We start from the raw sequence: 23755 nt of genomic DNA, 5'->3' as shown, positions 1-23755 counted from the left end.
CGACGGAAGTGAACCTGTGACCCAACAACAAGTACCGCCCACCTCGACTCTCGACCTCGCGGCCGAGTTCCTCGACCGGCGTACACCGCTGGACCGCATCCGCGGTGTGCTCCACCGCTATCCCGCGATCAGCCCGGCCATCGTGCTGGTCCTCGCGATCATCGTGTTCGGGAGCATCAACCCCCGATTCTTCGCCCCGGCGAACCTGTCGCTCGTCCTCGACCAGGTGTCCGTCGTCGGCACGGTCGCCATCGCGCAGACCCTCATCATCCTCACCGCGGGCATCGACCTCTCCGTCGGCGCCGCGATGATCCTCGCCTCGATGGTCATGGCGCAGACGGCGTACCACAACGGGCTTCCGGCACCACTGGCGCTGTTCGCCGGCCTGCTCGCGGCTCTGGCCGCGGGTGCACTGAACGGCTTCCTCGTCACGAGGGTCAAGCTCCCCCCGTTCATCGCGACGCTGGGTACGTTCAACGTGTTCGTCGCGCTCACGCTTCTCTATAGCGGCGGGCAGACGATCCGGCGAGCCGAGATGCCGGAGCTCCTCACGTGGACGGGGACCGCCATCCCCCTCGGAGACGTGAGGCTCACCGTCGGCGTGATCATCATGCTCGTCCTCTACGCCATCGTCGCGTACATCCTGGGCCGGACCGCCTGGGGCCGCCACGTCTACGCGGTGGGCGACGACGCCGAGTCCGCGCGTCTCGCCGGTATCTCGACCGGGCGCGTGCTCATGAGCGTCTACATCGCCGCCGGAGCGGTGCTCGCGGTTGCGGCGTGGATCCAGATCGGGCGATCGGGAGCAGCCAGCCCCAACGCCGGCGCCGACCTCAACCTCGACTCCATCACCGCCGTCGTCATCGGCGGCACGTCCCTCTTCGGTGGGCGCGGATTGATCTGGGGCACCCTGCTGGGCGCCATCATCGTCGGCGTGTTCCGCAACGGCCTCTTCCTCGCGGGCGTCGACGGTCTCTACCAGACGCTGGCCATCGGCATCCTGGTCATCGTCGCCGTCGCGGTGGATCAGTGGATCAGAAAGGTACGCAAGTGAGCCTCATCGAAGACGCCGTCACCCCGGCGCCTACGCCGCCGCAGACGCCCGTGCTCGAAGCGCGGCGCCTGGTCAAGACGTTCGGCCGCGTCGTCGGCCTCGACGGTGTCAGCCTCCAGCTGCACGCCGGAGAGGTCCTCGCGATCATCGGCGACAACGGCGCAGGCAAGTCCACGCTGGTGAAGTGCCTCACGGGCGCCTACATCCCGGACGAGGGCACCATTCTGCTCGACGGTCAGGAAGTCCACTTCAAGCGCCCGCAGGATGCGCGCGCGGCGGGCATCGAGACGGTCTACCAAAACCTCGCCGTCTCGCCCGCGCTGGACGTCGCCGCCAACCTCTTCCTCGGGCGGGAACGACGCAAGTCCGGCATCGCCGGGTCGGTCTTCCGCGCGCTGGACATCTCCGGCATGCGCAAGGAGGCCCGCGACCAGGTGCAGAAGCTCGGCATCTCGACGCTGCAGGACGTCAGCGTCGCGGTCGAGAACCTGTCCGGCGGTCAGCGCCAGGCCGTCGCCGTCGCGCGTGCCGCGGCCTTCGGCTCGAAGGTCGTCGTGCTGGACGAGCCCACGGCGGCTCTCGGTGTGCGCGAGTCGAACCAGGTGCTCGAGCTGATCGGGCGGCTGCGCGAGCAGGGAGTTCCCGTCATCCTCATCTCGCACAACATGCCGCACGTGTTCCAGGTCGCGGACCGCATCCACATCCAGCGTCTCGGAAAGCGGGCAGCGACCATCACGCCGCAGTCGCACTCCATGACGGACGCGGTCGCCATCATGACCGGCGCGGCACAGGCATGACCGCCGCGGATCAGGATGCCGAACCCGTCGTCCTCTACGCCGAGTTCACGGCGCGGGCGGATTCGGTCGCTGTGGTCGAGGGGCTCATCACGGACTACGCCCAGACCGTGCGCGCCGAGCCCGGCAATGTGACCTTCGACGTCTACCGCCGCGAGGAGTCGCCGGCCGAGTTCGTGGTGTTCGAGATCTACCGGGATCGCGCGGCGTTCGAGGCCCACCTCGGGGCCGAGCCGGGGCGTGCGTTCAACGAGGTGCTCGTGCAGCACATCGAGGGCGCGGGGAGCGATCTGCACTTCCTGACCCCGGTCACGCGATGAGCGCGGCCGGGGCGCGCCCCGCCGTGCGCGATGTGCTCGTGATCGGCGAGGCGCTCATCGACGTCGTCGACGACGGGACCGTGGCCATCGAGCATGTGGGCGGCAGTCCCGCCAACGTCGCGCTCGGCCTCGGGCGCCGCGGGGTGGCGGTCTCGCTCCTGACGCAGGTGGCGGACGACGCGCGCGGGAACGCGATCATCGAGCACCTGCGGGCGTCCGGTGTCGAGGTGCTGCCCGAGTCGCTGGTCGGGGCCGCCACGTCGGTGGCTGCGGCCGCGATCGACGCGGACGGCCACGCGGAGTACACCTTCGACGTCCATTGGGACCGTTTCGAGCCGCCCACGACGGCCGCGCGGATCGTCCACACCGGGTCGATCGCCGCGTTCATGGAGCCGGGAGCGTCGTCCGTGCTCCGTGCACTCACGCAAGCGGATGCCGCGGAGATCACGTTCGATCCGAACATCCGGCCGGACCTGGTGGGAGAGCATGCGGCGACCGTCGCCACCTTCGAGGCGATCGCGCGGCTGGCCACGGTCGTGAAGCTGAGCGATCAAGATGCGGCGTGGCTCTACCCGGGTCTCTCCGTCGACGCCGCCGTCGATGCGGTCCTGCAACTCGGCCCTCGCCTCGTCGTCATGACGCTCGGAGCAGCGGGCGCCATCATGGCGAGCGGCGCCGGGCGCGTCAGGGTTCCTGCGACCGCGGTCGATGCGGTCGACACGATCGGCGCCGGCGACACCTTCATGGCGTCGCTGATCCACTCCCTCCTCGAGCGGGGAAGCGCCGACCTGCGGCGCCACGAGCTCGAGGAATTCGGGCAGGCGGCCGCTCGGGCCGCGGCGATCACGGTTTCGCGGGCCGGGGCCGACCTGCCCTGGAAGCGGGAACTGGAACCGGCCTGAGGGCTTCCTTTTGCTGTGCAGCTCGTCCCCTCCTCGCTGATGTGAGCGCGAGGGGTGGATCGTCAGGTCCTGGCGAGGAACGAGCGCCCGCGATAGGAACGAGGAAGGCCTTTGGCCGTCGTTCCGCGGGGAAGGGAGACACGTGATGGATCGCCAGGGCTTGGGGGAGTTTCTTCGCACCAGGCGAGCGTCGTTGCAGCCTGAGGATGTGGGGATGCCTCGCGGTCATCGGCGGCGAACCGACGGCTTGCGGCGAGAGGAGGTTGCGGCGCTCTGCCATATGTCGACCGACTACTACGCGCGTCTCGAACGGGGGACCGGTCCGCAGCCGTCTGAGCAGATGGTGGCGTCGATCGCCCAGGGTCTCCACCTGTCGCTGAGCGAACGCGACCATGTGTTCCGGCTGGCGGGACACAACCCGCCCGCCCGGGGTGCCACCAGCGATCACGTCAGTCCGGGCATGCTGCGCATCCTGGACCGCTTGCAAGACACTCCTGCCGAGATCGTCACCGAACTCGGCGAGACGCTCCGGCAGAGCGCGCTGGGCGTTGCCCTCCTCGGCGACGTGTCTCGCTACACCGGTCCCTCTCGCAGTCTCGGCTATCGGTGGTTCGTCGAGCCGGCGGCCCGTGAGGCGTACCCGCCGGAAGAGCGAGCCGTCCTGTCGAGGGTCTACGTCTCGGGGCTGAGAGAGATCGTCGGGATACGCGGCGCCGACTCCCGGGCGGCGCAGCTTGCGCACCTGCTCAACGAGCAGAGCGAGGAGTTCCGGGCGCTGTGGGAGACACATGAGGTCGGTGTATCGTCGCCGAACCTGAAGCGCTTCCTCCATCCCGAAGTGGGGGAGCTCGAACTCAGCTGCCAGACGCTGCTCGATCCTGAGCAGTCACATCGTCTCCTCGTCTACACCGCCGCCCCCGGGAGCGAGAGTCAGGAGAAGCTCCAGCTGCTCGCTGTCATCAGCGGACAGCGCGTGTCATGAATGCGCGCTGGTCGCGAAGGGTGGACCGGCGAACAGTGGATGAGTAGGCACTGAATCGCTTCGCCGCGACGACCGAGCATGGCTTACATGCCGATCACCGGCCGCCGCGCAACGAAGGAAGCTCTCATGCCACGCACTACCGAGGTCCCGAACCTGACCGGAAAGCTCGCCGTCGTGACGGGAGCAAGCGACGGAATCGGGCATGTCATCGCCACGCGTCTCGCGCGGGCCGGTGCTGAAGTGGTCATGCCGGTCCGCACGCTCTCCAAAGGTGAGGCCGCTGCCGACCGCATCCGAACGGAGATCGAGAGCGCAAAGATCCAGACCCGCGCGCTCAACCTGTCCTCACTCGACTCGGTGGCCGAACTCGTCAGGGAACTCAACGCCGAAGGGCGTCCCATCGACCTCCTGATCAACAACGCCGGCGTGATGCAGCCGCCGGAGCGACAGGTGACGAAGGACGGGTTCGAGCTGCAGTTCGGCACCAATCACCTCGGTCACTTCGCGCTCACCACCGGGCTGCTGCCGCTTCTGCGGGCGGGGCGCGGCCGCGTGACGCACCAGACGAGCATTGCCGCCCGCAGCGGCGCCATCAACTGGCAAGACCTGAACTGGGAGAGCTCGTACGACGTGATGAGGGCTTACGTCCAGTCCAAGATCGCGGTGGCGCTGTTCGCTCGTGAGCTCGATGCGCGCAGCAAGGCAGGCGGTTGGGGTGTCTCGAGCAATCTCGCCCACCCGGGAGTCTCTCCCACCAACCTCCTCGCTGCCCAGCCCGACCTGGGGCGGCCGCGGGAGATGGGCGGACGTCGTGTGATCCGCCTGCTGTCACGGGTCGGCCTGGCCGGCAGCGTCGAAAGCGCCGCGCAGCCGGCTCTCCTCGCCGCCACCGGTCCCGACTCGCACGGCGACCAGTTCTACGGACCGAAACGGGTGACGGCCGGCCCGCCCGCCCTGCTGAAGTTCTGGATGCCGTTCAGCAGCGTCGACGACGGCCCTCGGCTGTGGAGTGAGTCCGAGCGGCTCGTCGGCGCGCGATTCGTCGCCTGACAGGGCTCCTCGGATCGTCTACGCCGCGGGCGAATCGCGGCGTGAGTGTTGGCTGAGAGCTCGTGCGTGCAGTCCTGCCGCACCGGGTATGATTGCCGAGTGCATCCGCGCGTTCTGCGGGCGGATGCCTGGAGACGTCGCATAGTTCGGCCTAGTGCACCACCCTGCTAAGGTGGAGTCCCCTCACGGGGACCGAGGGTTCAAATCCCTCCGTCTCCGCCACAAAATGCCTGGTTAGCCCACGGATTTGTGCGCGGCGCTAGAAGCGAGCAGGGCCGGATCTACGGCCCGATTCTGTTCTAGGTGTCCCCCAGGTGTCCCCCGTGGGTCCGTGTCCCTCCGCGAGGGCGAGTCGTTGCGCATGAGCGCGACGCTGATCCTCACCGAGGATGTGCGCGTACACGGCCAACACTGTGCGCGCGTCGTCGCCGAGATACTCGGCGACTTCATTCACCGGCGTCCCCAACCGCAGCCACGTCGATGCGGCATAGTGGCGCAAGGCGTGACGATCGAACCCGAGGCCAAACTTCCGCACAACGCCCACCGATAGTTGGTGGGGGCGGCACCATCGACATGCACGGCCTTCTGGACGGCGTCCTCGCCTTCGTTGCTGACCCCGATCAGGTCCTCGCGCTCGCCGGCGGCATCCTCAGGATCGGCACCGGCATCATCGACGCCGTGACCGGCATCATCGCCGTCGGCATCCTCACCCTCTACTTCTCGCTCACCCTGCCTCGCATCAAGACGAAGGCGTATGCCCTCATCGCCCGATCGCGCCGAGCACAGGTGGTCGCCACGGTCGAGGAGATCCTGCTTTCCGTCGGAAGGTACGTCGCGGGTCAGGCGGTGCTGGCGTTCGCCAACGCGACGTTCACCTTCCTGCTGATGAGCTTCCTGGGAAGTCCGGCACCGCTTCTGCTCGCCGTCATTGCATTCATCGGAGCGCTCATCCCCATCGTGGGACCTCTCATTGGAGCGTCCATCGCCGTCCTCGCCACGCTCTCCGTCAACCCCGTCGGGGCGCTGGTCGCCGCTGGGATCCTGCTCGTCTACCTGCAAGTCGAGGCGTACGTCCTGACGCCACGCGTCATGGCCCGCGCGGTCGCCGTTCCCGGCGTTCTGGTCATCGTGTCGGCCCTTGCCGGCGCAGCCCTGGGCGGCATCCTCGGCGCACTCGTGGCAGTCCCGGCCGCCGCCGCAGCACTGGTGGTCATCGAGCGGGTGGTCATCCCGCGACAGGACCGCGCTTGACGGCCGCTGGGAGTTGTCGCCGCGACGCACGGTGAAGGTCAAAGCCGCCACGGCCGCGACGATCCGGAGTTGCCACTCCTGGCTTCCGGGGCGATGGCTGCCAGCTTCGCCGCTGCCGAGAATATCGTTGTTATCAGGGTGCTGGCAAGCAAGACCGCGAACCACCATCGCTGACGGGATTCGGGCGCGGGATGGTCTGCGTGGGCGGCCCGACCTTGGTCATGGGCGTATAGGAGGCATCCGTGGGGTGATGCCCAGCCGCCGTTGAGCGGGATCTGCGACGCGGTTTCCGCACGGGAAGTGCGGCTCCAGCGATTGGGGCTCCGGTGCCGGCACTATACCTCGACGCGCGGCGTACGGTGTGCGTCCCGCTGACCGGGAGGGCGTCGCGCGCCCCCGGCCCGGGTCTGCTTGGTTGGACCCAACCGCCTCGGGAGGCACTGCAACCTCTCGCGCGCTGGCCTCTAGAAAGGCCGCGATCAACGAAGGAGTTGACATGCAAATCGCAAACCGAGTCTTCGTCGTCACCGGAGGGGGCAACGGGATGGGCCGTGAGGTCGCGGTGGGCCTCATCCGCAAGGGCGCGGAGGTAGCCGTCGTCGACGTGAGACCGGAAGGGCTCGCCGAAACCTCCCGGCTCGCCGCCGCCGGCGACCGACTGTCCACACACGTCGTCGACGTCACCGACCGGACAGCGGTGAATGCGCTGCCGGAGCAGGTGATCGCCCGCCACGGAGCTGTGGACGGTGTGGTCAACATCGCCGGCGTCATCCATCGGTTCGCCTACGTCGCCGATCTCGATTCAGCCGAGAGCGACCGAGTGATGCGGATCAATTTCGACGGTACCGTCAACATCTGTCGCGCCTTCCTTCCCCTGCTGCGGGAACGTCCCCGCGCTCTCGTGGCGAACATGTCGAGCCTGTCCGCGCTGATCCCCTTCGCGTCACAGACGATGTATGGAGCAAGCAAAGCGGCCGTGAAGCAGTTCAGCGAAGGCCTCTACGCAGAACTCCACGATTCCGGAGTCGAAGTCTGCACGATCTTCCCAGGGAACGTCAGCACCGACCTGACGGGAAACTCCGGTGTGCAGATGATCGACGCGGGAACGCGCACTGTACGCGCCTCGACGCCCGCTGTCGCCGGCCGCAAAATCGTCGCGGGCCTCGAGAAGGGGCGCTTCCGAATCCTGGTGGGACGGGACGCGACGATGCTCGACGCGCTGGTGAGGATCAGCCCGGGCGGGGCCACACGCTTCGTCGCCCGTCAGATGAAGTCCGTGATGCCGGCATGAAGCGCGGAGAAGATGGACCGCGCGATCCGCTCGAATTCGACGTGATCGTCGTGGGGTACGGCGCGGCCGGCGCATGCGCCGCGATCGAAGCAGCTGACCGCGGCGCACGAGTGCTCGTCATCGACCGCGCTTACGGCGGGGGAGCGAGCGCGCTCTCAGGAGGCGTAGTGTATGCGGGCGGCGGGACGCCCTACCAGCGGTCCGCCGGGTACGACGACCCTGTGGATGAGATGTACCGGTACCTCGCACATGAGATCGGGGACGCGGTCTCGTCAGAGACACTCCGCAGATTCTGCGACACCAGCGTCGACATGATCGCTTGGCTCGAGTCCCAGGGAGTCCGTTTCGCCGACGGCGTGCCGGAGTACAAGACCTCGTACCCCACCGACAAGCATTATCTCTACTACTCGGGTAATGAGAAGGCACATCCGTACCCCGAGATCTCGGTGCCCGCTCCCCGCGGGCACAGGGCGCTCGCGAAGGGCCTGTCCTCTGGCAAGGCGATGTGGGCGGCGCTCGCGGCGTCTGCCGCAGCGAAAGGCGTGGAATCGATCACCGCGGCGCGGGTCGAAGAACTCGTCCTCGACGGATCGCGAGTTGTCGGGGTTAGGTTCCGGTCACTGTCGTCCGAGGCTAGGGGCGCCTCGAGGCACCGACGCCTGCTAACGTGGGGCGGGAAAATCGGGAACTGGATGCCTCCCATCGGCCGTCTGTTCAACGACCGAGCTGACGCTCTGTGGGAGCGGAGAGCGCAGCCGCATACTGCGCGTGCCGAAGCCGTCATCCTGGCCGCCGGTGGCTTCATACACAACTCACAGTGGGTCCGTGAACACGCACCCCAGTTCGTCGACATCAGCCCGCTCGGCACACCTGGTGACGACGGGGCGGGGATCCGCCTGGGTCAAGCCGTCGGCGCCGCCACGGGCAAGATGGGCAACGTCACCGCATGGCGATTCCTCACACCTCCGAGTGCCCTGCTCGAAGGTGTCGCGATCGGTCAGGATGGAACCCGCATAGCTAATGAGGATCTGTACGGCGCCGCGCACGGCGACGTCATGATGCGCCACCATGACGGCCGAGGATGGCTGGTCTGCGATTCGTCGACGTGGCGGCGCGCGCGTTCGCAGCTGCGCACCCAGACACAGTCCTTCCAGCTTCTGCAGCTCATCCCCCTCTTCCTGTTCGGCCACAGCAGGGCTGCCACGCTCACCAGCCTCGCGGCGAAGATCGGCGTGGACTCGGCGGGTCTACGCTCCTCGGTGGACGCCTACAACTTCGGGCTGCGTTCGAAACTCGGCGACCCGTTCCATAAGGCGCCGGAGTATTGTGCGCCCATCGAGCGCGCACCGTTCTACGCGATCGACATCTCGGCCCGTAACGTCATGTACTACCCGCTCCCTGGCCTCACCCTGGGCGGTCTGCTCGTCGACGAGCGCACGGGCGCCGTGCTGCGTGAGGATGGAACGTCGATAGACGGCCTCTATGCGGCCGGACGCAACGCGGTGGGCATCTGCGCGAATGGGTACGTGTCGGGTCTCTCGCTTGCGGACTGCGTCTTCAGCGGGCGTCGCGCAGGCGAGCACGCGCTCCCACCTGCTCGGTTCCCGTTCGCGCACTAACCCCACCCTGCACCCCGGAACATCCGTCTCTCGCGTGGAGCGACGCTTCCGCCGCGCCCAGGGCGTGCGCGGGCCGGGCGCATCCATTCTCGAGCGCGAGAGTAGAGTGCAGGCGGATCGACAGGAGATCGATGAGCGCTCAGACAAAGCGGGTGAGTAGGCGCGTGACCGCAGCCGATGTTGCTCGATCGCTCGGGCTGTCTCGCGCGACTGTCGGCTTCGTGCTCAACAGCACCCCCGGTCAGAGCATCTCGGAGGCGACCAAGCGCCGTGTCCTTGACGAGGCGCAACAGCTGGGTTATCGACCGCACACCGCGGCTCGCGCTCTGGCAAGCGGTCGCAGTCGGATCGTGCTCCTGGTGCTGCCGGATTGGCCGCTGGGTCATTCGATGCGCGCGAACATCGACGAGGCATCGCTGACGTTGGACCGGGCGGGGTACTCACTGGTGACGACCAGCCCGCACCCCGACGGCCAGGCAGTCCCGCTCTGGGAGAGCCTCAATCCGGATGTCGTTCTCTCGCTGACGCCCCTGCCCGATGATCACTACGCTGCAATCGCGTCGTCTGGTGCGATTGCGCTGGTACCCGATCGTGGCTCATTGGAGTTCGAGCAGAATCAGCTGTTCGCGGATGGGTCACGTGTTCAGGTCGAGCACCTCCTGGCGCAGGGACGCAGGCGGATCGTGTTCGCCGGGCCCGACGACCAACGGCTCGCGGGCCTCGCCGAGCAGCGTCGACAGGTTGCGGCCGCGACGCTGCGCGATCGTGCCGACGCGGATCTCGTGGCGGTCGCTACGGTGAACGCCGGCAACGCTCGCGATTCCGTCCGCGGGTGGGTCGTTGCAGGAGCCGACTCCGTCGTGGCGTACAACGACGACGTGGCGGCCATCGTCGTCGCCGCTGCGCTGAGGCAGGGAATCGCAATTCCCGATCAGCTAGCCATTGTCGGCCACGACGATACGCCGTTGGCGAGCCTTCTCGTCCCTGCCGTCTCCAGCGTTCGCGTGGACGCTGCGGGCCTCGGTCGCTACCTGGCACTCGTTGCGGTGGCCGCAGTCGAGGGCGGCACACCTCCCTCGGCGGGACCGTCTGCCGAGGTTCAGCTGGTGCGCCGCGAGACCACCTGATCGGTCTGAGCGCGCGGTTTCCGCGACCGGCAGAGCCCTCCCAGGGTCACATCAAGTTGAGGAGATCTCGCAGTCGATCCGCTTCATTGTCCGGCATGCCGTAGCAGTGCTCTGCGAGTGGGTACGCCCCCGTGCGGACGTCGTGCGCGTAATCGGCCACAGCATCCCGCATCAGCGAGCCGACGTCCGCGTAGCGCTTGACGAAGCGCGGACTGTGCCCCTCGTACATGCCGACCAGATCGTGCAGGACGAGCACCTGACCGTCCGTCGTCGGACCAGCGCCGATTCCGATGACGGGCACGGTCATCCGCGGCATCACGGCCGCCGTGACGGGAGAGGGGATCGCCTCGAAGACGACCGCGAAGCAGCCTGCACGCTGCAGAGCCAGCGCGCTCTGGCACACCTCGAGTGCCTCATCCGCATGGCGGCCCCGAGAACGGAAGCCGCCGGAGGCCGCGGCCGTCTGCGGCGTGAGGCCGACGTGGCCCATCACAGGGATCCCCGCCCCGATGATCGCGCGCGCGCGTGCGACCGATGTGCCGCCGCGCTCAAGCTTCACGGCGTCGCACCCTGCTTCTTTGACGAATCGCTGCGCGGTCGCGACGGCCTGCTCGTCGGAGCGCTCGTAGCTGCCGAAGGGCAGATCGCCGACGAGCAGAGGAGTTCGGAGTCCGCGCCGGGTGGCGGCCGTCAGCATGAGCATCTCATCGACTGTGACGGGTACCGTGCTCTCGTAGCCGAGCACCGTCATCGCACCGGAGTCGCCCACGAGCACCACGTCGACGCCGGCAGCCTCGGCGGCCAGCGCGCCCGGAAAGTCGTAGGCGGTGACCATCACGATCGAGGTGCGTGCGTCCTTCAACTCGGCGAGGGTTCCGATCGTGATGCGCTGCCGGTCGCCGGACGGCTGGAGCGGGACGGGGTGAGCGCTCATGTTTCTGACGCGCTCGTCGCCAACTCGCCGACGGCGTGGTCGACGGTGATGATCGCATTGGTCCGGTCTACGTGAATGACACGCGGGTCGAAGTCCCCGAGCTCGGCGACCTCGTATTCGGCGTACGAAACCACGATCACGATGTCGCCGTGGTGCACGAGCCGCGCGGCCGCTCCGTTGATTTGGACCTCGCCCGATCCGGGGACCCCCTCGAGGGCGTAGGTCACGAAGCGGGCGCCGTTGTCGACGTCGAGCACGTGGACTTGCTCGTTAACCAGGATGTCGGCTGCCGCGAGGAGTTGGGGATCGATGGTGATGGAGCCCACATAGTTCAAATCGCTGCCGGTCACCGTAGCCCGGTGGATCTTGGACTTCAGCATCGTTCGCCGCATCGGCAGGTCTCCTTCAGTCGAGCGATCGCGGCCAGCCGATGTGATCCCGGAAGTTCTGGTCGCAAGGTTTCGCCGATATATGATCAAATACTACCCGAGCCGTTCGATGGAGGGGTTGAAGATGTCGTCAGAGAGTTTCAGACCGCTGCACGGAATCCGAGTCTTGGATCTGTCTCGGGCGCTGGCTGGGCCGCTGTGCGCCAGCCTCCTGTCTGATCTCGGCGCGGCAGTCATCAAAGTGGAACCACTCGACGGTGATCCGGCGCGCGCGTGGGGTCCATTCGATGGGGATGAAAGCCTCTACTTTGCGTCGGCGAACCACGGGAAGCGGGCGCTCGCGCTCGACTTCCGGGACCCCGCGGCGGGGGAGATCCTCCGCTCGCTGATAGGTACTTCCGACGTTCTGATAGAGAGCTTTCGGCCCGGGGTAATGGGCGCAATGGGTCTCGACGCCGCAGCGCTTCGGGCGGCCAATCCGCACTTGGTGGTCGCGAGCGTCAGTGGGTTCGGTTCTGATGGTCCCCTGCGGAACTCCGCTGGACTCGATCAGATTGCTCAGGCGATGTCAGGTCTGATGTCCGTGACTGGCCCATCCGCCGGCGCGTTCTATCGAGTCGGCGTGCCCATCGTCGATTTCATGACGGGTCTTGTGTCGGTCATAGGCGTTCTCGCCGCCATCCTGGCTAGGAAGGATGAAGGTGTGCGTGTCGAGACGTCACTCCTTGAAACCGCGCTGTACTCGCTAGTGTTCCAGGCCCAAAAGGGGCTGTCGACCGGTGAGAACCCGGAACCGCAAGGCAACATGCATCCGAGCATTCAGCCATACGGGGCCTATCGCGCCGCCGATGGCGAGATTGTTCTCGCCGCGAGCAGCCAGCGACACTGGCGCTGGCTGTGCGAGGTCATCGGGGCAGAGGAACTGATGGGCAGGCCCGAGTTCGCGAGTCCCGCCGCTCGCGTTGAAAACCGTGAGCGGCTCACAGCGGAATTAGAGAAGCGGTTGGAAACTGCCACCGTGCGTCAGTGGGTTGACCGACTGACCAGTGCAGGGCTTCCCGCAGGTCCCGTTCTCGGTGTGGCCGATGCGCTGGCACAAGAGCAGGTTGCTGCGCTGAAGCTCGTAAACGAGGTAGCGACAGCGGACGCAACCCGTTCCCGCCCACTGTTGGCGGCCCCGTTGCGGTTCGATGGCAAGCGTCCCCGCATCGCCGCGTATCCCCCGCGGTTGGGTGACTCTTCCCGCGAGATCTTGATCGAGCTCGGCTGGAGTGATGCAAAGGTCGATGCGCTGATCGAGCGAGGCGCAGTGAAGGGCTGCTCGTGACCGGACGAATCCTCTCGAACCGCGTCGGTCCGGTCGCTCAAATTACCCTCAGCAGCCCGACTCGAAAGAACGCACTTGACGCCGCCATGTGGTCCCATCTCGCCGCAGAGGTACAGCGACTGGACGCGGACGATTCAGTGCGGGTTATCGAGATTAGGGGCGATGGCAGCGACTTCTCGACCGGGGTGGATCTAGTAGCCGCATGGGCGGATAGACAGGGAGTCAACCCATCCGAGCTCACCACCGACGCCGAACGCGCGATCACTCATGCTCAGACCCCCACTGTCGCGGTGCTGCGGGGCCAGTGCGTGGGCGGCGGTGCCATGATCGCCTGCGCGTGCGACTTCCGCCTCGCCTCCTCCACTTCATCCATTGCGGTCACTCCGGCACGATTCGGGGTCATCTATCCATCGACGTCGGTGCGTCGACTTGCCCACCTGTGCGGGCCATCGGTGGCCAAACGGCTGCTGATCGCGTCCGAGGTGTTCTCCGCGCACGACGCCCGGGCAGCGCGGCTCGTCGACTGGGTGCACAGCGATGACGAGTTGGACGCCGCGGTCGAGGCCTTCTGTGCGAAGCTCGCCGAACTCGCCCCTCTCAGTCAGGCTGCCGCGAAGGAGTTCATCGACGGGCTCGGACCCGCGGAGGAGACGCCACTGGAGGCTACTCAGCGGTGGGAGCGCGCGGCTGGCTCTGACCCTGAGCAGCGTGCCCGGCTGCTCGGGTTCCTCCAGCGCAAACGCGGTTGACGGGGCGGCGGCATCCGAACAGATGGGCACCCCCGGCTGCGCATCAGCTGGTAGACCAGTCGTTCGAGGAACAGATGGATGCGCCCGCACCCCGATCGAGGTGCGGGCGCATTCATGAGCGTGTCAGGAAGACAACCACGCGTCGTCGAAGTACACGATCAGGCTTCCCTTGTAGTCGCCGGTGTCGCCGAAGTGCAGCGACGTCGAATAGCCCACTCCCGAGGTGTACGGGGCCGGCCATTGCAGTACGGCGTTGTCGTGCAGGAACTTCACCACCCCGCTCCACGCCTCGTTCCGCTCGCCGAGCGACAGGTCGTCGCGCGCATGCAGCAGGAGCTCATCGAGCTCCGGGTACGCGACCCGACCCCACTGCAGCGCTGAGCCGGAGTACAGCCGACTGAACAGGTAGGGGTAACCACCGGACCCGACGAAGATGTCATAGTCGCCCGTCGCCTCGGCCTGGAAGTAGGCGGCCACGTCGACCGGGTCGAGCTCGACGTCGAGGCCGATCTCGGTGAGCTGCTGCTGGTAGTAGGTCGCCTGATCCACGAGGCCCTGGTGGTAGGTCATCGTCATGGTCGTGTCGCCTCCGTCGGCGACGAAGTCGGCGACAAGCTGACTGGCCTCGTCGAGGTCCTGCTCGTAGACCGACCCGTTGACGCAGATCGGCGACCCCGTCGCCCATGGCAGGCACGTCGTATCGCCGTCCCAGTACTCGGTGCCGCCGAACAGCACCTGAGCCGTGGTCTCGCCGTTCAGCGCCATCGCCATCGCCGCGCGCACCCGCTCGTCGGCGCCGGCGCCCTTGGAGGCGTTCGGCACGATGACCTGAGCGATGCCCTCCACCGGCACGATCTCGACATTTGGATCGGCGCCGATGGCGTTCCAGCGGATCGATGGCACGAGCGCGCTGTCGATCGTTCCCGACACCAGCTCGTCGGCCCGGGTCTGCAAGTCTGGCAGGACGCGGAACACCAGGCCGTCGAGGTACGGTTTGCCCTCGTCCCAGTAGTCGACGTTGCGAGTGAGGACCAGCTCGTCGTCCGGCGTCCACGACTTCACCGTGAAAGGACCGGCGCCGACCGGTGCAATGTTGAAGGCCTCGGCGTCTGCGAGCGCCTTGGGCGAGCCGATGAGTCCGGCCGGCGAGGCCCACGTGAACGCCAGTGGGAACGAGCCGCTCGCCTGCGCGAGCGTGAAGGTCACCTCATATTCGCCGGTCGCCTCCATCCGCTGCACCGGCGCGAGCGACGCCTTCGCCGCGCTCACCGAGTCAGGGGCGATGTGACGCTCGAGGTTGAAGAGCACCGCCTCGGCGTTCAGCGGCTCGCCGTCGGTGAACGTGACTCCATCGCGCAGCGTCATGACCCACGTGATGCCGTCGTCGCTGACCATCGACTCGGCGAGGCGCGGCGTGATCTCGCCCGACACCTCGTCGTAGTCCATCAGGATGTCGAGCACTTGGACGACTTTCTCGGTTCCCGCGCCGACGCCCCGCACCTTCACAGGGTCGAACCCGGGCATCTCGGCCCCGGTGGCGACCTCCGCGACGCCGCCGGTCACGATCTCGTCGGTGGAGCCGGTGGACTGGTCGTCGCTGGACTGCCCGGTCGATGAACAGCCGGCGAGGGCCAGAGCGGCGACCCCGATGAGCACGAGCGAGCCTCGCAGCATGCTGCGACCTCGGTGGAGTGGACGGTGACGCGTCATTGCGCTCCTTCGGATGAGCCGCGTCGGTGCGGCGGGGATGGTCTGAGCCGGCAGGCGTGGGAATGTCTGCGCGAGTGCTTTCAGGAAAGTGCCCGGCCCCGCGCGGCGACAACGTCGCATCCCGGTCAGTGGACTCCTGCGCCTGTGGCGGCGCTCTGCTGGCGCGCGCGGACGGCCGCATGCTCGCCGGCGATACGACCGAAGACGATGGCGTCGGCGATGTGGAAGCCGCCGTCGTTCGCCCAGCTGTAGGTCGAACTGACGCCGCCGGCCGCATAGAGCCCGGCGAGGGGCTCCTGCGAGGTGCGCAGGACACGCGCGTACTCGTCGTGGCGCGGCCCGCCGCTGGTCCAGGCGAGCACGGGTTTGCTGAGGAACGCGTGGAACGGGCCTTCGGCCAGAGGGTCCAGTGTTGCCGCCGCGCGGCCGAAGCGATCATCGAGCCCCGCTGCGCAGTCGGCGTTGTAGGCGGCGACCGACTCGCCCAGGGCAGGCGCGGGGACGCCCATCGCGTCGGCGAGCTCGTCGATCGTGTGGGCGCGCAGCACCCGGCCCGCAGTGATCTCGGCGAGGTTGTCGGCGCTCCAGGCGTACCCGTCCATCACGACCGACCAACCGACGGGGTAGACGGAGGCGTCGGGGCTGATCGGGCCGGCGCGACGCGTGGCCTCGTCGAAGACGACCCATGTAGGCCGGTCGGGCTTGAGCCTGTACTGTCCGTCGATGAGCGCCTGGCCGTGTCCGGCGGGTGCCGTCTCGTTGACGAAACGTTCGCCGTTCGTGTCGGCCCAGATGTACCCGCGTCGTCGCAGCATCATCGCGAACAGTCCATGCCGCGCTCCAGGGGGCGTGATGCCTGTGACGGCCATCATGTTGTCGGTGTGCCACAGGTCGGCGCCGATGCGCTGGGCCATGCGCAGTCCGTCGCCCGTGCAGGCGGGGCTGCCCCAGATCGATGCGTCTTCGAGACCGAGGTGCTCGCGAACAAGTTCGGCGTCGGCCTCGAGCCCGCCGGTCGCGAGAATCACACCGCCGCGGGCGAGCAGCACAGCACCGTCCTCGGTGCGGACGCCGACCACCGCGGCAGCGTGCTGGTCAGTGACCAGGTCGACGGCGCGGGAGTCGTATCGAATGGGGATGCCGCGGTCCGCGAGTGCGCGCAACAGGGCGCGGTGGAGGTGCCCATCGCCCATGACGCCGTCCACGCTGCGGTAGCCGCCGAAGGCCTCGCTGCCGCTCAGCTCCGGGTACTCGGGAGCGAACTCGCCGGGGATGCCGACATCCACGCCGAGAGTTGATATCCATTCCGTGACGGTGCGGGTCCCGTGCGCCCAGCCTGCACGACGGCTCGGGGAGGACGCGCTCGCCGGACAGTGCCCGCAGATACCGGGCGATTCCATCCGGATCGTCGTGGTGGAACCATGAGCCGCCTGAGACGCGCGTGTTGCCGCCGGCGTGGGCAGCGTCCGTCTTCTCCAGGACGATGACCGAGGCGCCGGCATCGTGGGCGGCGATCGCCGCGGCTGCGCCGGCCGCGCCGATCCCGATGACGACCACGTCGGCGCTGTGTTCCTCACGGACGATAGGGAACGACGGCCATAGGCATCAGCACTTCCTTGAACTGGATGAGCCGCCAGCATGCATCGCGCTCCGATCCCCGCCATGGCCGGTCCCGCTGATCGGGAGCTCCATGAAGATGCGGAACGAATAGAGTAATCTGATCAAAGATCAAACCATTCGGGAGTGTGCATGACCTACGGGCAGGATATATCCGAGGAAGAGCGCGGCCTCCGGCGCGTCTTCGCTGCGCTGGCCAATGCCGATCGGATCGCCATCGTCGATCTGCTGCGCGGGTGCGTGGAGGACGAGCCCGCGGGAGTGTCCATTTCGCGCGTGGCGGAGTCCATCGGCCTCACGCGGTTCTCGGCATCACGGCATCTGCGCGTCCTCTGCGAGGCAGGGCTGGTGTCGGCCACGCGGCGACAGCACTCGGTCCTGCATCGGCTCGACGCCGGCGGGTTCGACGCGATGGAGGACTGGCTGTGCGGGCCGGCACTCAGCGACCACTGGCTGGACGCCTTCGCTCCGCTTCATCGCCCCGCGTGACGGGACGGCGCCTCAGTCGTACGTGACGGATACCGGCTCGTCGCCGTTGACGACGGACTGGCAGCCGAGGATCCAGCCCTCGTCCAGGTCTTCCTTCTCGAGGATCTGGTTGTTGATCATCGACACGCTTCCCGAGAGCACGCGGCAGGAGCAAGCGCTGCAGGCCCCTTCGCGGCAGGAGAACGGCGCCTCGATCTGCTTGGACCGGAGGAAGTCCAGCAGCGTCACGCCCGAAGGCCAGGCGAGCTCGTGCTGTTCGCCGTCGAGTTCCACGGTGAGGGGTATCGCGTCGCCTGCCGCCTCCGCGGCCTGCACCGCCTCGACGTCCACGGCGGCGAAGGGATCGGCCGATAGCGAGACGAAGCGCTCGATCACGATGTGATCGCGCGGCATGCCGGCCTCGCGCAGCACGCGCTCCACCGCGTCCATGAACGGACCTGGACCGCAGACGAACGCGGTCGACCCTTCGAGGTCTGCCATGCGGGCGATCCCCGCCAGGAGGGTCGCCGACGGCAGACCTTGGACGCTTTCGAGCAGGTGGATCGTGAGCAGCCGGTCGGGGAACTCTCGAGCGAGGTGCTTCAGCTCCTCCGCGAAGATCACGGAGCGCTCGTCGCGATTGGCGTAGGCGAGGATCACACGCTTGGTCCCGTTGTGCAGCGCATCGCGCAGGATCGAAAGCACCGGGGTGATGCCGCTCCCGCCGGCGAACAGCAGGAGATCGCGAGACGTGTCGCGCACCGTGAAGATCCCGGTCGGCGGAAGCACGTCCAGCTGCGCTCCCGCCTCGAGGCTCTCGCACAGCCAGCCTGATGCCGCGCCGCCCGCGATCCGCTTCACGGTGATCTTGGGAGCGGCGTCGAGGCCGGGTGTGCTGCTGAGCGAATAGCACCTTGCGACGGCGGAGCCGCCGGGAAGCACCACGCGCAAGGTGAGGAACTGGCCCGGCCGGTAGGCGAACGCCTCGGTCGAGGCCTCCGGGATGTCGAAGACGATCGATCGAGCGTCCTCCGTCTCGACGATCACCTCGCGGACCGTGAGCCGGTGCCCGGGTCCGCTCGCCGCAACTTCTGCGAGGACGACCTCCTCTGTCTCGTCGATGTCCGTCTCCACTGCGATCGCGATGTTCACTGCGTGTGTCTCTACTCCTGGGGCACGTCGAGCTGCGCAGACAGACGGATGTCTCCCGCGAGGACGGCCTCGTCGATGGCGTTGTTCAGGGTGGGGCAGCTGTCGATCAGGGCTCGTTCGGCCGCCGTCGACGCCGAGCGCAGCACGGGGCACCGCAGGTGCTCCGTCCACTGCACGGATGTCTGAGCCGGGCCGTTCTTGCGCACCAGCACCCGGTTGTCGCAGCTCGGGCAGGCGAACGGCGTCATGTCGAGCTGCTCCCCGCCGGCGCCACAGCTGACGAACTGCTCCTCCTCGATGGAAAGGCGGGGGGGCATCAGGCGTCCTCGAACGACTCGACGGCGTGCATCTTGCCGTCTTCGCCGATCTTCAGCAGGTGGTGCGCGTTGAGATTCTCGGTGACCTCGTCCCGCCAGAACTGCACGGCGCGGTTCGTGTCGATCTCGAATTCGAATCGCTCGACCATCTGCTCGGTGACCTGGTCCGCATCGACATAGAACTGCTCGTACCAGCGCCGCAGCTGGTAGATCGGACCGTCCTCCTCGCACAGGAGCGGGTTCTCGATCTTGGCCTTGTTCTGCCAGATCTCGACGTCCTGCTTGAAGCCGACCGCAACGCCGTCGGCAGTGGCCCTGGCGACGGCTTCGGCCATCTCGTCGGTCATGCCGGGCGACTTCTTCACCATGATGCCCCACTGAAGCATGAAGCTCGTCGGGGTCACGGGGTAGTGGCAGTTAATGAGCACGGACTCCGACTTGTGTGTCGGCGACTCGCTCCAGAGGTAGTCGATCATGTACGACGGCCCGTAGTAGGCGGCTTCGGAGCGGCTGGTCGACGTGCCGGGCTTGCGGCCCGGGAACAGCATGACATCTTCGCGCGACGACGAGGTCATGATCTGCGAGGCGGTGTGCCCTTCGAGGACGTTCTTGAAGTACGTCGGGAACGAGTAGTGCACGTAGAAGAAGTGCGCCATGTCGACGACGTTGTCGACGATCTCGCGGCAGTTGGATCCGTCGATCAGCACCGAATCCCACGTCCACATCGTCCACTCGGGGTCGCCGAACGCGGAGATCTCGGGGATCGTCACGTCGTCGGGGGGCGGGTTGCCCTCGGGGTCGTTCCACACGAAGAGCTGCCCGTTGCGCTCGAGCGTGGTCCAGGCTTTGGTGCGGGCGCGCGGGGGCACGCGCTTGGAGTAGGGGATGCCGGCGCACCGGCCGTTGCCGCCCCATCGCCAGTCATGGAACGGGCAGGCGATCGCGTCGCCTTTCACTGTGCCCATCGTGAGGTCGCCGCCCATGTGGGGGCAGTAGCCGTTGAGGACGCTGAGTGCACCGGTGGAGTCGGCGAAAACCACGAGCTTCGTCCCGAACGCCTGGATGCCGCGCGGTTTGCCGTCGCGAAACGATTCGGCGAGACCGAGACAATGCCATCCTCGAGCGAACCTCGAGGGCGGCGCCGTGGTCTCGATGATGCGCGCACCCGGTGCTTCAGCAATGGACATGTCCGTCTCCTTCGACCGATCGACCCGGAACCGCGCGGTAGTCGCACGTGCGCTCCGCCCCTTGGGGATCAGAAAGCAAACCTCGCTGGGCTCCGTTAGCGCAACATCGTATCCCGCTCACTGGAAAATGCAACGAGCGATGCGCGTCGATGGTTTCGCCTGGTGCCCAAGCAAAGCAACGCGTTCCACCTTCTGTCGCGAGGTGGGAGTTGACGATAGCGCAACGAGTGTTTAGGCTTCCCGCTGAGCGGGACACCCCAGCGCGATCTGCGCCTTCCCGCCCGTAATGTCGAGATCCCGCCATCGTCCGGCGGGGGACGTGCACCGTCGCACCGCGAGAGGACACTACGCAATGACGCACCCTGTCGTGCAGAAGATCATCGACTCCGGGCCCGCACTGGCCGAGACCGTAGACGAGAGCAACCGGTCCGGGCGACTCTCTGATGACGCGGTGCGTATCATCCGCGAGGCCGGCACGATCCGGCTGCTGCAGCCCGAGGAGCACGGGGGCATCCAGGTGCATCCGGCCGACTTCGCCGAGGCGGTCATGGCCACGGCGAACTACTCGCCGTCGGCGGGGTGGATCACCGGCGTGGTCGGCGTGCACCCCTGGGAGATGGCACTCATGGATCCGCGGCTGCAGCACGAAGTGTGGGGCCAGGACCAAGACACCTGGATCGCCTCGCCCTACGCGCCGGGCGGCCTCGCCATCCCCGCCGAGGACGGCTCCGGCTACACCGTCTCGGGGCGCTGGCCATTCTCCAGCGGAACCGATCACTGCGAGTGGGCGTTCCTGGGCGTCATGCTCGGCACGTCCGAGGGCAAGCCGGCTCAGCCGCCACGCGGCATGCACATCGTGCTCCCGCGCAGTGATTACCGCATCGAGGACGACTCCTGGGACGTGATGGGCCTCCACGGCACCGGATCGAAGGATCTCGTCGTCGAGAACGTCTTCGTGCCCGCGTACCGCACCATCGGCTCCCACGTCATGGGCGGAGCCACGGGCATCCGCCCGGAGCCGCTGTACAACCTCCCCTTCTACTCGATCTTCCCGATCGGCATCACCTCGGCCGTGATCGGCATGGCCGAGGGGATGCTGCGCATCTTCCTCGAGCAGCAGAAGGCGCGTCACGGCTGGGACGGCAAGGGCTATCTCCATGAGCCGCACACGACCTACGCGGTCGGGTCTGCGGCATCCGATATCGCCGCCTCGCGCGCGCTCCTCATCGACACCGTCACGCAGATGTACGACCTGGTCGCGGCGGGGCAGGAGATCACGCTCGTCGACCGCGCGATAGCGCGCCGCAACCAGGTGAGCTGCGCATGGCGCGCCGCGCGCGCCGCGAACGACATATTCGCGCGGTCCGGGGGCAACTCGATCCGCCGCTCGAATCCGCTGCAGCAGTACTTCCGCGACATCAACACCGGACTTCAGCACGCGATCCACTCGCCCGGCGGCGTGTTCTCGGCATCGACCACCCTCGAAGGCGGCGCGGAACTTCCCGCCGGTGCCTTCGTCATGATGTAGCCCGACCCGACTTACCCTGACCCACGACCACCGAACTCGAAGGAGAGTGCTCATGGCACCCCGTCCCGCCTACGACCCCGGACCCACGATCTCGCACGCCGGCGGCGTCAACATCGGCACCCCGGACCTCGAGAAGTCGCTGTGGTTCTTCCGCGACATCTTCGGCATGGAGGTCACCGCCGAAGATGACGGCGCCGCATACCTCCGCGGATATCAGGAGCACGTCCACCACTCGCTCGTGCTCACCCGCCAGGATGAGGCGAAGGTCAACACCATGAGCCTCCGCGTGAGCCGTCCGCAGGACGTGGAACTCTTTCACGACCAGTTCGTGGAAGACGGCATCGACGTGCGCCACGTCACCGCCGGCGCCGAGGTCGGTCGCGGCGAGGCGATCCGGTTCCTCCTTCCCGGCGGCGAGCACCCGATCGAGCTCTTCTACGACATCGAGCGGCCGACCGCCCCCGAGGGCATCCGTTCGAAGCTCCACGGCAACAGCTCCCGCCGCAGGGGGCTGGGCGTGCAGCGCATTGACCACCTCAACGTGCAGGCGGCTCCGGAGATGATGGCCGAGGCCGAGGGCTGGCTGCGCAGCGCGCTGGGCATGAAACGCCGTGAGGCGATGGTGCTTCCCGGCAACCCCGACGTGCCCATGGTGTCGTGGCTGTCGGTGAACTCGAAGATGCACGACATCGCGATCGGCGCCTCGATGAACGGCAAGAACTCGCAGTTCCACCACGTCGCCTTCTCACTGGAGAACTTGCACGACGTGCTGACGGCAGTGGACAAGCTGCGCGACCTCGACATCCAGATCGACGCCGGTCCGGGCAAGCACGGCATCGGTCAGGCGATGTACCTCTACGTGCGGGATCCCGGCTCGAACTACCGCGTCGAGCTGTATTCGGGCGGCTACCCATTCGTCGATCCCGATCACCCGACGCAGGTGTGGGAACAGCAGGACTTCGGATATGGGATGACCTGGTACGGCGATTTTCCCGACGTCGACCCCGACTCCAGCACGTACCTGGAGACGATGGACGTGGCCGGACTCGACGTCGATGCCCCATCGGACAGCGTGATCACTGCATGACCGGCGCCGCAGCGGACTTCGACGCGACCTCGCGAACGCTCGAGGGCGACGAGCCTGTCCACTACCACGTCTTCGGCGACGGTCCTGCGCTGCTCCTTCTGCACGGATCCGGTCCCGGCGTGAGCGCATGGGCGAACTTCGGCGACCTCCTCCCGCCGATCGGCGCGCAGCATCGCATCATCGCGCCTGATCTCCCGGGGTATGGCACGAGCTACGTTCCCGAGCTCGACGGCGACTACGCGCTTATCGCGATCGCGGCGATCCGACGGGTGCTCGAGGCCGAAGGAGTGGACCGCGTACACGTGCTGGGTAACTCGCTCGGCGGCATGATCGCGTTCCGGCTCGCGATCGAGCACCCCGAGCTCGTCGACCGGATCGTCGCCATGGGACCGGGCGGTGCGACGTTCCCGCTGTTCGGCCCGCAGCCGACGGAAGGTATTCGCCGGCTCGTGGAGTTCACGGCCGACCCGACACGCGAGCGCCTGGTCGCATGGATGCAATCGATGGTCGGCGACCTCTCGTTCGTCACGGAGGAGCGCATACAGGCCCGGTGGGAGACGGCGAGCACGCCTCAGGCGCTGGCATTCACGCGGTCCTTCTACGCCGCCGCCATGCGCGCCATGGCCACGGGCGCCACCCCCGCGGTGCCGCTCTGGGCGCGCCTGGGCGAGGTCAGAAGCGAAACGCTCCTCGTCTACGGTCGCGATGACCGTGTCACGCCGCTCGAGAGCGCCTTCCTTCCCCTGCGGCTGTTGCGCCGCTCCGAGCTGCACGTCATGTCGAACGCCGGCCACTGGGTCATGATCGAGCGCCCCGTGGCCTTCGCGCGAGTGGTGTGCGAGTTCCTCGGCCGCCCGGCGGACGCGGAGCCGGCGGGCTGAGAAGGCAGGGAATCGGATG

24 protein-coding genes, 1 tRNA gene and 1 pseudogene are annotated in these 23755 nt (G+C 67.3%); 18 read left to right on the top strand and 8 right to left on the bottom strand.

From position 1 onward, the window contains the following. Window positions 1–16 precede the first annotated feature (16 nt). From ASD56_RS02755 to ASD56_RS02705, 12 genes are all read left to right on the top strand, one after another. Entirely contained in the window at window positions 17–1054 is a 1038-nt protein-coding gene (locus ASD56_RS02755) for an ABC transporter permease (RefSeq protein ID WP_055960893.1), read from the top strand. Continuing rightward, window positions 1051–1851 (top strand): ATP-binding cassette domain-containing protein, encoded by an 801-nt coding sequence (locus tag ASD56_RS02750; RefSeq protein ID WP_200947448.1) that lies wholly within the window; start codon window positions 1051–1053, stop codon window positions 1849–1851. The genes ASD56_RS02755 and ASD56_RS02750 overlap by 4 nt, the downstream gene beginning before the upstream one ends. Then, the gene (locus tag ASD56_RS02745) at window positions 1848–2168 is read left to right on the top strand and encodes a putative quinol monooxygenase (protein ID WP_055960891.1); all 321 of its coding nucleotides are present in this window, start codon (window positions 1848–1850) and stop codon (window positions 2166–2168) included. Before ASD56_RS02750 ends, ASD56_RS02745 begins: the two co-directional genes overlap by 4 nt. Beyond that, the gene (locus tag ASD56_RS02740) at window positions 2165–3070 is read left to right on the top strand and encodes a carbohydrate kinase family protein (protein ID WP_055960890.1); all 906 of its coding nucleotides are present in this window, start codon (window positions 2165–2167) and stop codon (window positions 3068–3070) included. Before ASD56_RS02745 ends, ASD56_RS02740 begins: the two co-directional genes overlap by 4 nt. Window positions 3071–3212: 142 nt before the next feature. Continuing rightward, entirely contained in the window at window positions 3213–4052 is an 840-nt protein-coding gene (locus tag ASD56_RS02735; RefSeq protein WP_055960888.1) for a helix-turn-helix transcriptional regulator, read from the top strand. Window positions 4053–4178: 126 nt separating this feature from the next. Further along, window positions 4179–5102: an SDR family oxidoreductase gene (locus tag ASD56_RS02730; protein ID WP_055963500.1), complete on the top strand. Its 924-nt coding sequence runs from the start codon at window positions 4179–4181 to the stop codon at window positions 5100–5102. A 130-nt stretch (window positions 5103–5232) separates the two neighbouring features. Further along, a tRNA-Ser gene (locus ASD56_RS02725) sits at window positions 5233–5324 on the top strand. A 139-nt stretch (window positions 5325–5463) separates the two neighbouring features. Next, window positions 5464–5652 (top strand): hypothetical protein, encoded by a 189-nt coding sequence (locus tag ASD56_RS16260; RefSeq protein ID WP_162249501.1) that lies wholly within the window; start codon window positions 5464–5466, stop codon window positions 5650–5652. 23 nt (window positions 5653–5675) lie between these two features. Further along, on the top strand, window positions 5676–6353 hold the full coding sequence (locus ASD56_RS02720; RefSeq protein WP_055960886.1) for an AI-2E family transporter: 678 nt from the start codon (window positions 5676–5678) through the stop codon (window positions 6351–6353). A gap of 496 nt (window positions 6354–6849) precedes the next feature. Then, window positions 6850–7644 (top strand): SDR family NAD(P)-dependent oxidoreductase, encoded by a 795-nt coding sequence (locus tag ASD56_RS02715; protein WP_055960883.1) that lies wholly within the window; start codon window positions 6850–6852, stop codon window positions 7642–7644. After that, entirely contained in the window at window positions 7641–9263 is a 1623-nt protein-coding gene (locus ASD56_RS02710) for an FAD-binding protein (RefSeq protein WP_055960881.1), read from the top strand. The genes ASD56_RS02715 and ASD56_RS02710 overlap by 4 nt, the downstream gene beginning before the upstream one ends. Window positions 9264–9427: 164 nt before the next feature. Then, a complete protein-coding gene (locus ASD56_RS02705) occupies window positions 9428–10390 on the top strand; it encodes a LacI family DNA-binding transcriptional regulator (protein ID WP_055960879.1) in 963 nt (320 codons plus the stop codon). Window positions 10391–10436: 46 nt separating this feature from the next. Here ASD56_RS02705 and panB read toward each other — a convergent pair whose 3' ends face one another. Both panB and panD read right to left on the bottom strand, forming a co-directional pair. Then, window positions 10437–11324: a 3-methyl-2-oxobutanoate hydroxymethyltransferase gene (gene panB / locus ASD56_RS02700; protein ID WP_055960877.1), complete on the bottom strand. Its 888-nt coding sequence runs from the start codon at window positions 11322–11324 to the stop codon at window positions 10437–10439. Beyond that, window positions 11321–11704 (bottom strand): aspartate 1-decarboxylase, encoded by a 384-nt coding sequence (gene panD / locus ASD56_RS02695; protein WP_235565492.1) that lies wholly within the window; start codon window positions 11702–11704, stop codon window positions 11321–11323. The genes panB and panD overlap by 4 nt, the downstream gene beginning before the upstream one ends. On the opposite strand from panD, the gene ASD56_RS02690 reads away from it, so the two are divergent. Both ASD56_RS02690 and ASD56_RS02685 read left to right on the top strand, forming a co-directional pair. Continuing rightward, window positions 11691–13040: a CaiB/BaiF CoA transferase family protein gene (locus tag ASD56_RS02690; protein ID WP_235565490.1), complete on the top strand. Its 1350-nt coding sequence runs from the start codon at window positions 11691–11693 to the stop codon at window positions 13038–13040. The two genes, panD and ASD56_RS02690, sit on opposite strands and share 14 nt — an antisense overlap. After that, the gene (locus ASD56_RS02685) at window positions 13037–13789 is read left to right on the top strand and encodes an enoyl-CoA hydratase/isomerase family protein (protein WP_162249500.1); all 753 of its coding nucleotides are present in this window, start codon (window positions 13037–13039) and stop codon (window positions 13787–13789) included. The genes ASD56_RS02690 and ASD56_RS02685 overlap by 4 nt, the downstream gene beginning before the upstream one ends. A gap of 123 nt (window positions 13790–13912) precedes the next feature. On the opposite strand, the gene ASD56_RS02680 is transcribed toward ASD56_RS02685, so the two are convergent. From ASD56_RS02680 to ASD56_RS16425, 3 genes and pseudogenes are all read right to left on the bottom strand, one after another. Further along, the gene (locus ASD56_RS02680) at window positions 13913–15499 is read right to left on the bottom strand and encodes an ABC transporter substrate-binding protein (RefSeq protein ID WP_162249499.1); all 1587 of its coding nucleotides are present in this window, start codon (window positions 15497–15499) and stop codon (window positions 13913–13915) included. Between the two features lie 125 nt (window positions 15500–15624). After that, window positions 15625–16785 (bottom strand): FAD-dependent oxidoreductase, encoded by a 1161-nt coding sequence (locus ASD56_RS16430; protein ID WP_235565488.1) that lies wholly within the window; start codon window positions 16783–16785, stop codon window positions 15625–15627. Window positions 16786–16834: 49 nt separating this feature from the next. After that, window positions 16835–17056, bottom strand: a pseudogene (locus tag ASD56_RS16425) (FAD-binding protein); the annotation flags it as partial. Window positions 17057–17248: 192 nt separating this feature from the next. Between ASD56_RS16425 and ASD56_RS02670 the strand changes: the two are divergent. Next, window positions 17249–17605: an ArsR/SmtB family transcription factor gene (locus tag ASD56_RS02670; RefSeq protein WP_055960869.1), complete on the top strand. Its 357-nt coding sequence runs from the start codon at window positions 17249–17251 to the stop codon at window positions 17603–17605. A gap of 12 nt (window positions 17606–17617) precedes the next feature. On the opposite strand, the gene ASD56_RS02665 is transcribed toward ASD56_RS02670, so the two are convergent. The 3 genes from ASD56_RS02665 to ASD56_RS02655 are packed head-to-tail and all read right to left on the bottom strand — an operon-like array spanning window position 17618 to window position 20240. Further along, window positions 17618–18736 (bottom strand): ferredoxin--NADP reductase, encoded by a 1119-nt coding sequence (locus tag ASD56_RS02665; RefSeq protein ID WP_235565486.1) that lies wholly within the window; start codon window positions 18734–18736, stop codon window positions 17618–17620. 11 nt (window positions 18737–18747) lie between these two features. Further along, window positions 18748–19053, bottom strand: coding sequence for a hypothetical protein (locus ASD56_RS02660; RefSeq protein ID WP_055960868.1), 306 nt, complete (start codon window positions 19051–19053; stop codon window positions 18748–18750). Continuing rightward, window positions 19053–20240, bottom strand: a complete 1188-nt coding sequence (locus ASD56_RS02655) for a Rieske 2Fe-2S domain-containing protein (RefSeq protein WP_055960866.1) — start codon at window positions 20238–20240, stop codon at window positions 19053–19055. Before ASD56_RS02655 ends, ASD56_RS02660 begins: the two co-directional genes overlap by 1 nt. Window positions 20241–20592: 352 nt before the next feature. Between ASD56_RS02655 and ASD56_RS02650 the strand changes: the two genes are divergently transcribed. From ASD56_RS02650 to ASD56_RS02640, 3 genes are read left to right on the top strand one after another with little or no spacing between them, the layout of a single operon-like run. Continuing rightward, entirely contained in the window at window positions 20593–21768 is a 1176-nt protein-coding gene (locus tag ASD56_RS02650) for a hydroxylase (protein ID WP_055960865.1), read from the top strand. 52 nt (window positions 21769–21820) lie between these two features. After that, complete coding sequence (locus ASD56_RS02645) at window positions 21821–22855, top strand: VOC family protein (protein WP_055960863.1); 1035 nt, start codon at window positions 21821–21823, stop codon at window positions 22853–22855. After that, on the top strand, window positions 22852–23736 hold the full coding sequence (locus ASD56_RS02640; protein ID WP_055960861.1) for an alpha/beta fold hydrolase: 885 nt from the start codon (window positions 22852–22854) through the stop codon (window positions 23734–23736). Before ASD56_RS02645 ends, ASD56_RS02640 begins: the two co-directional genes overlap by 4 nt. Window positions 23737–23755 lie beyond the last annotated feature (19 nt).

The organism is Microbacterium sp. Root166 (genome assembly GCF_001427145.1).
Lineage (GTDB): Bacteria > Actinomycetota > Actinomycetes > Actinomycetales > Microbacteriaceae > Microbacterium.
The sequence above is the reverse complement of the archived record's forward strand: the minus strand, read 5'-3'. Positions and strand labels throughout refer to the sequence as shown.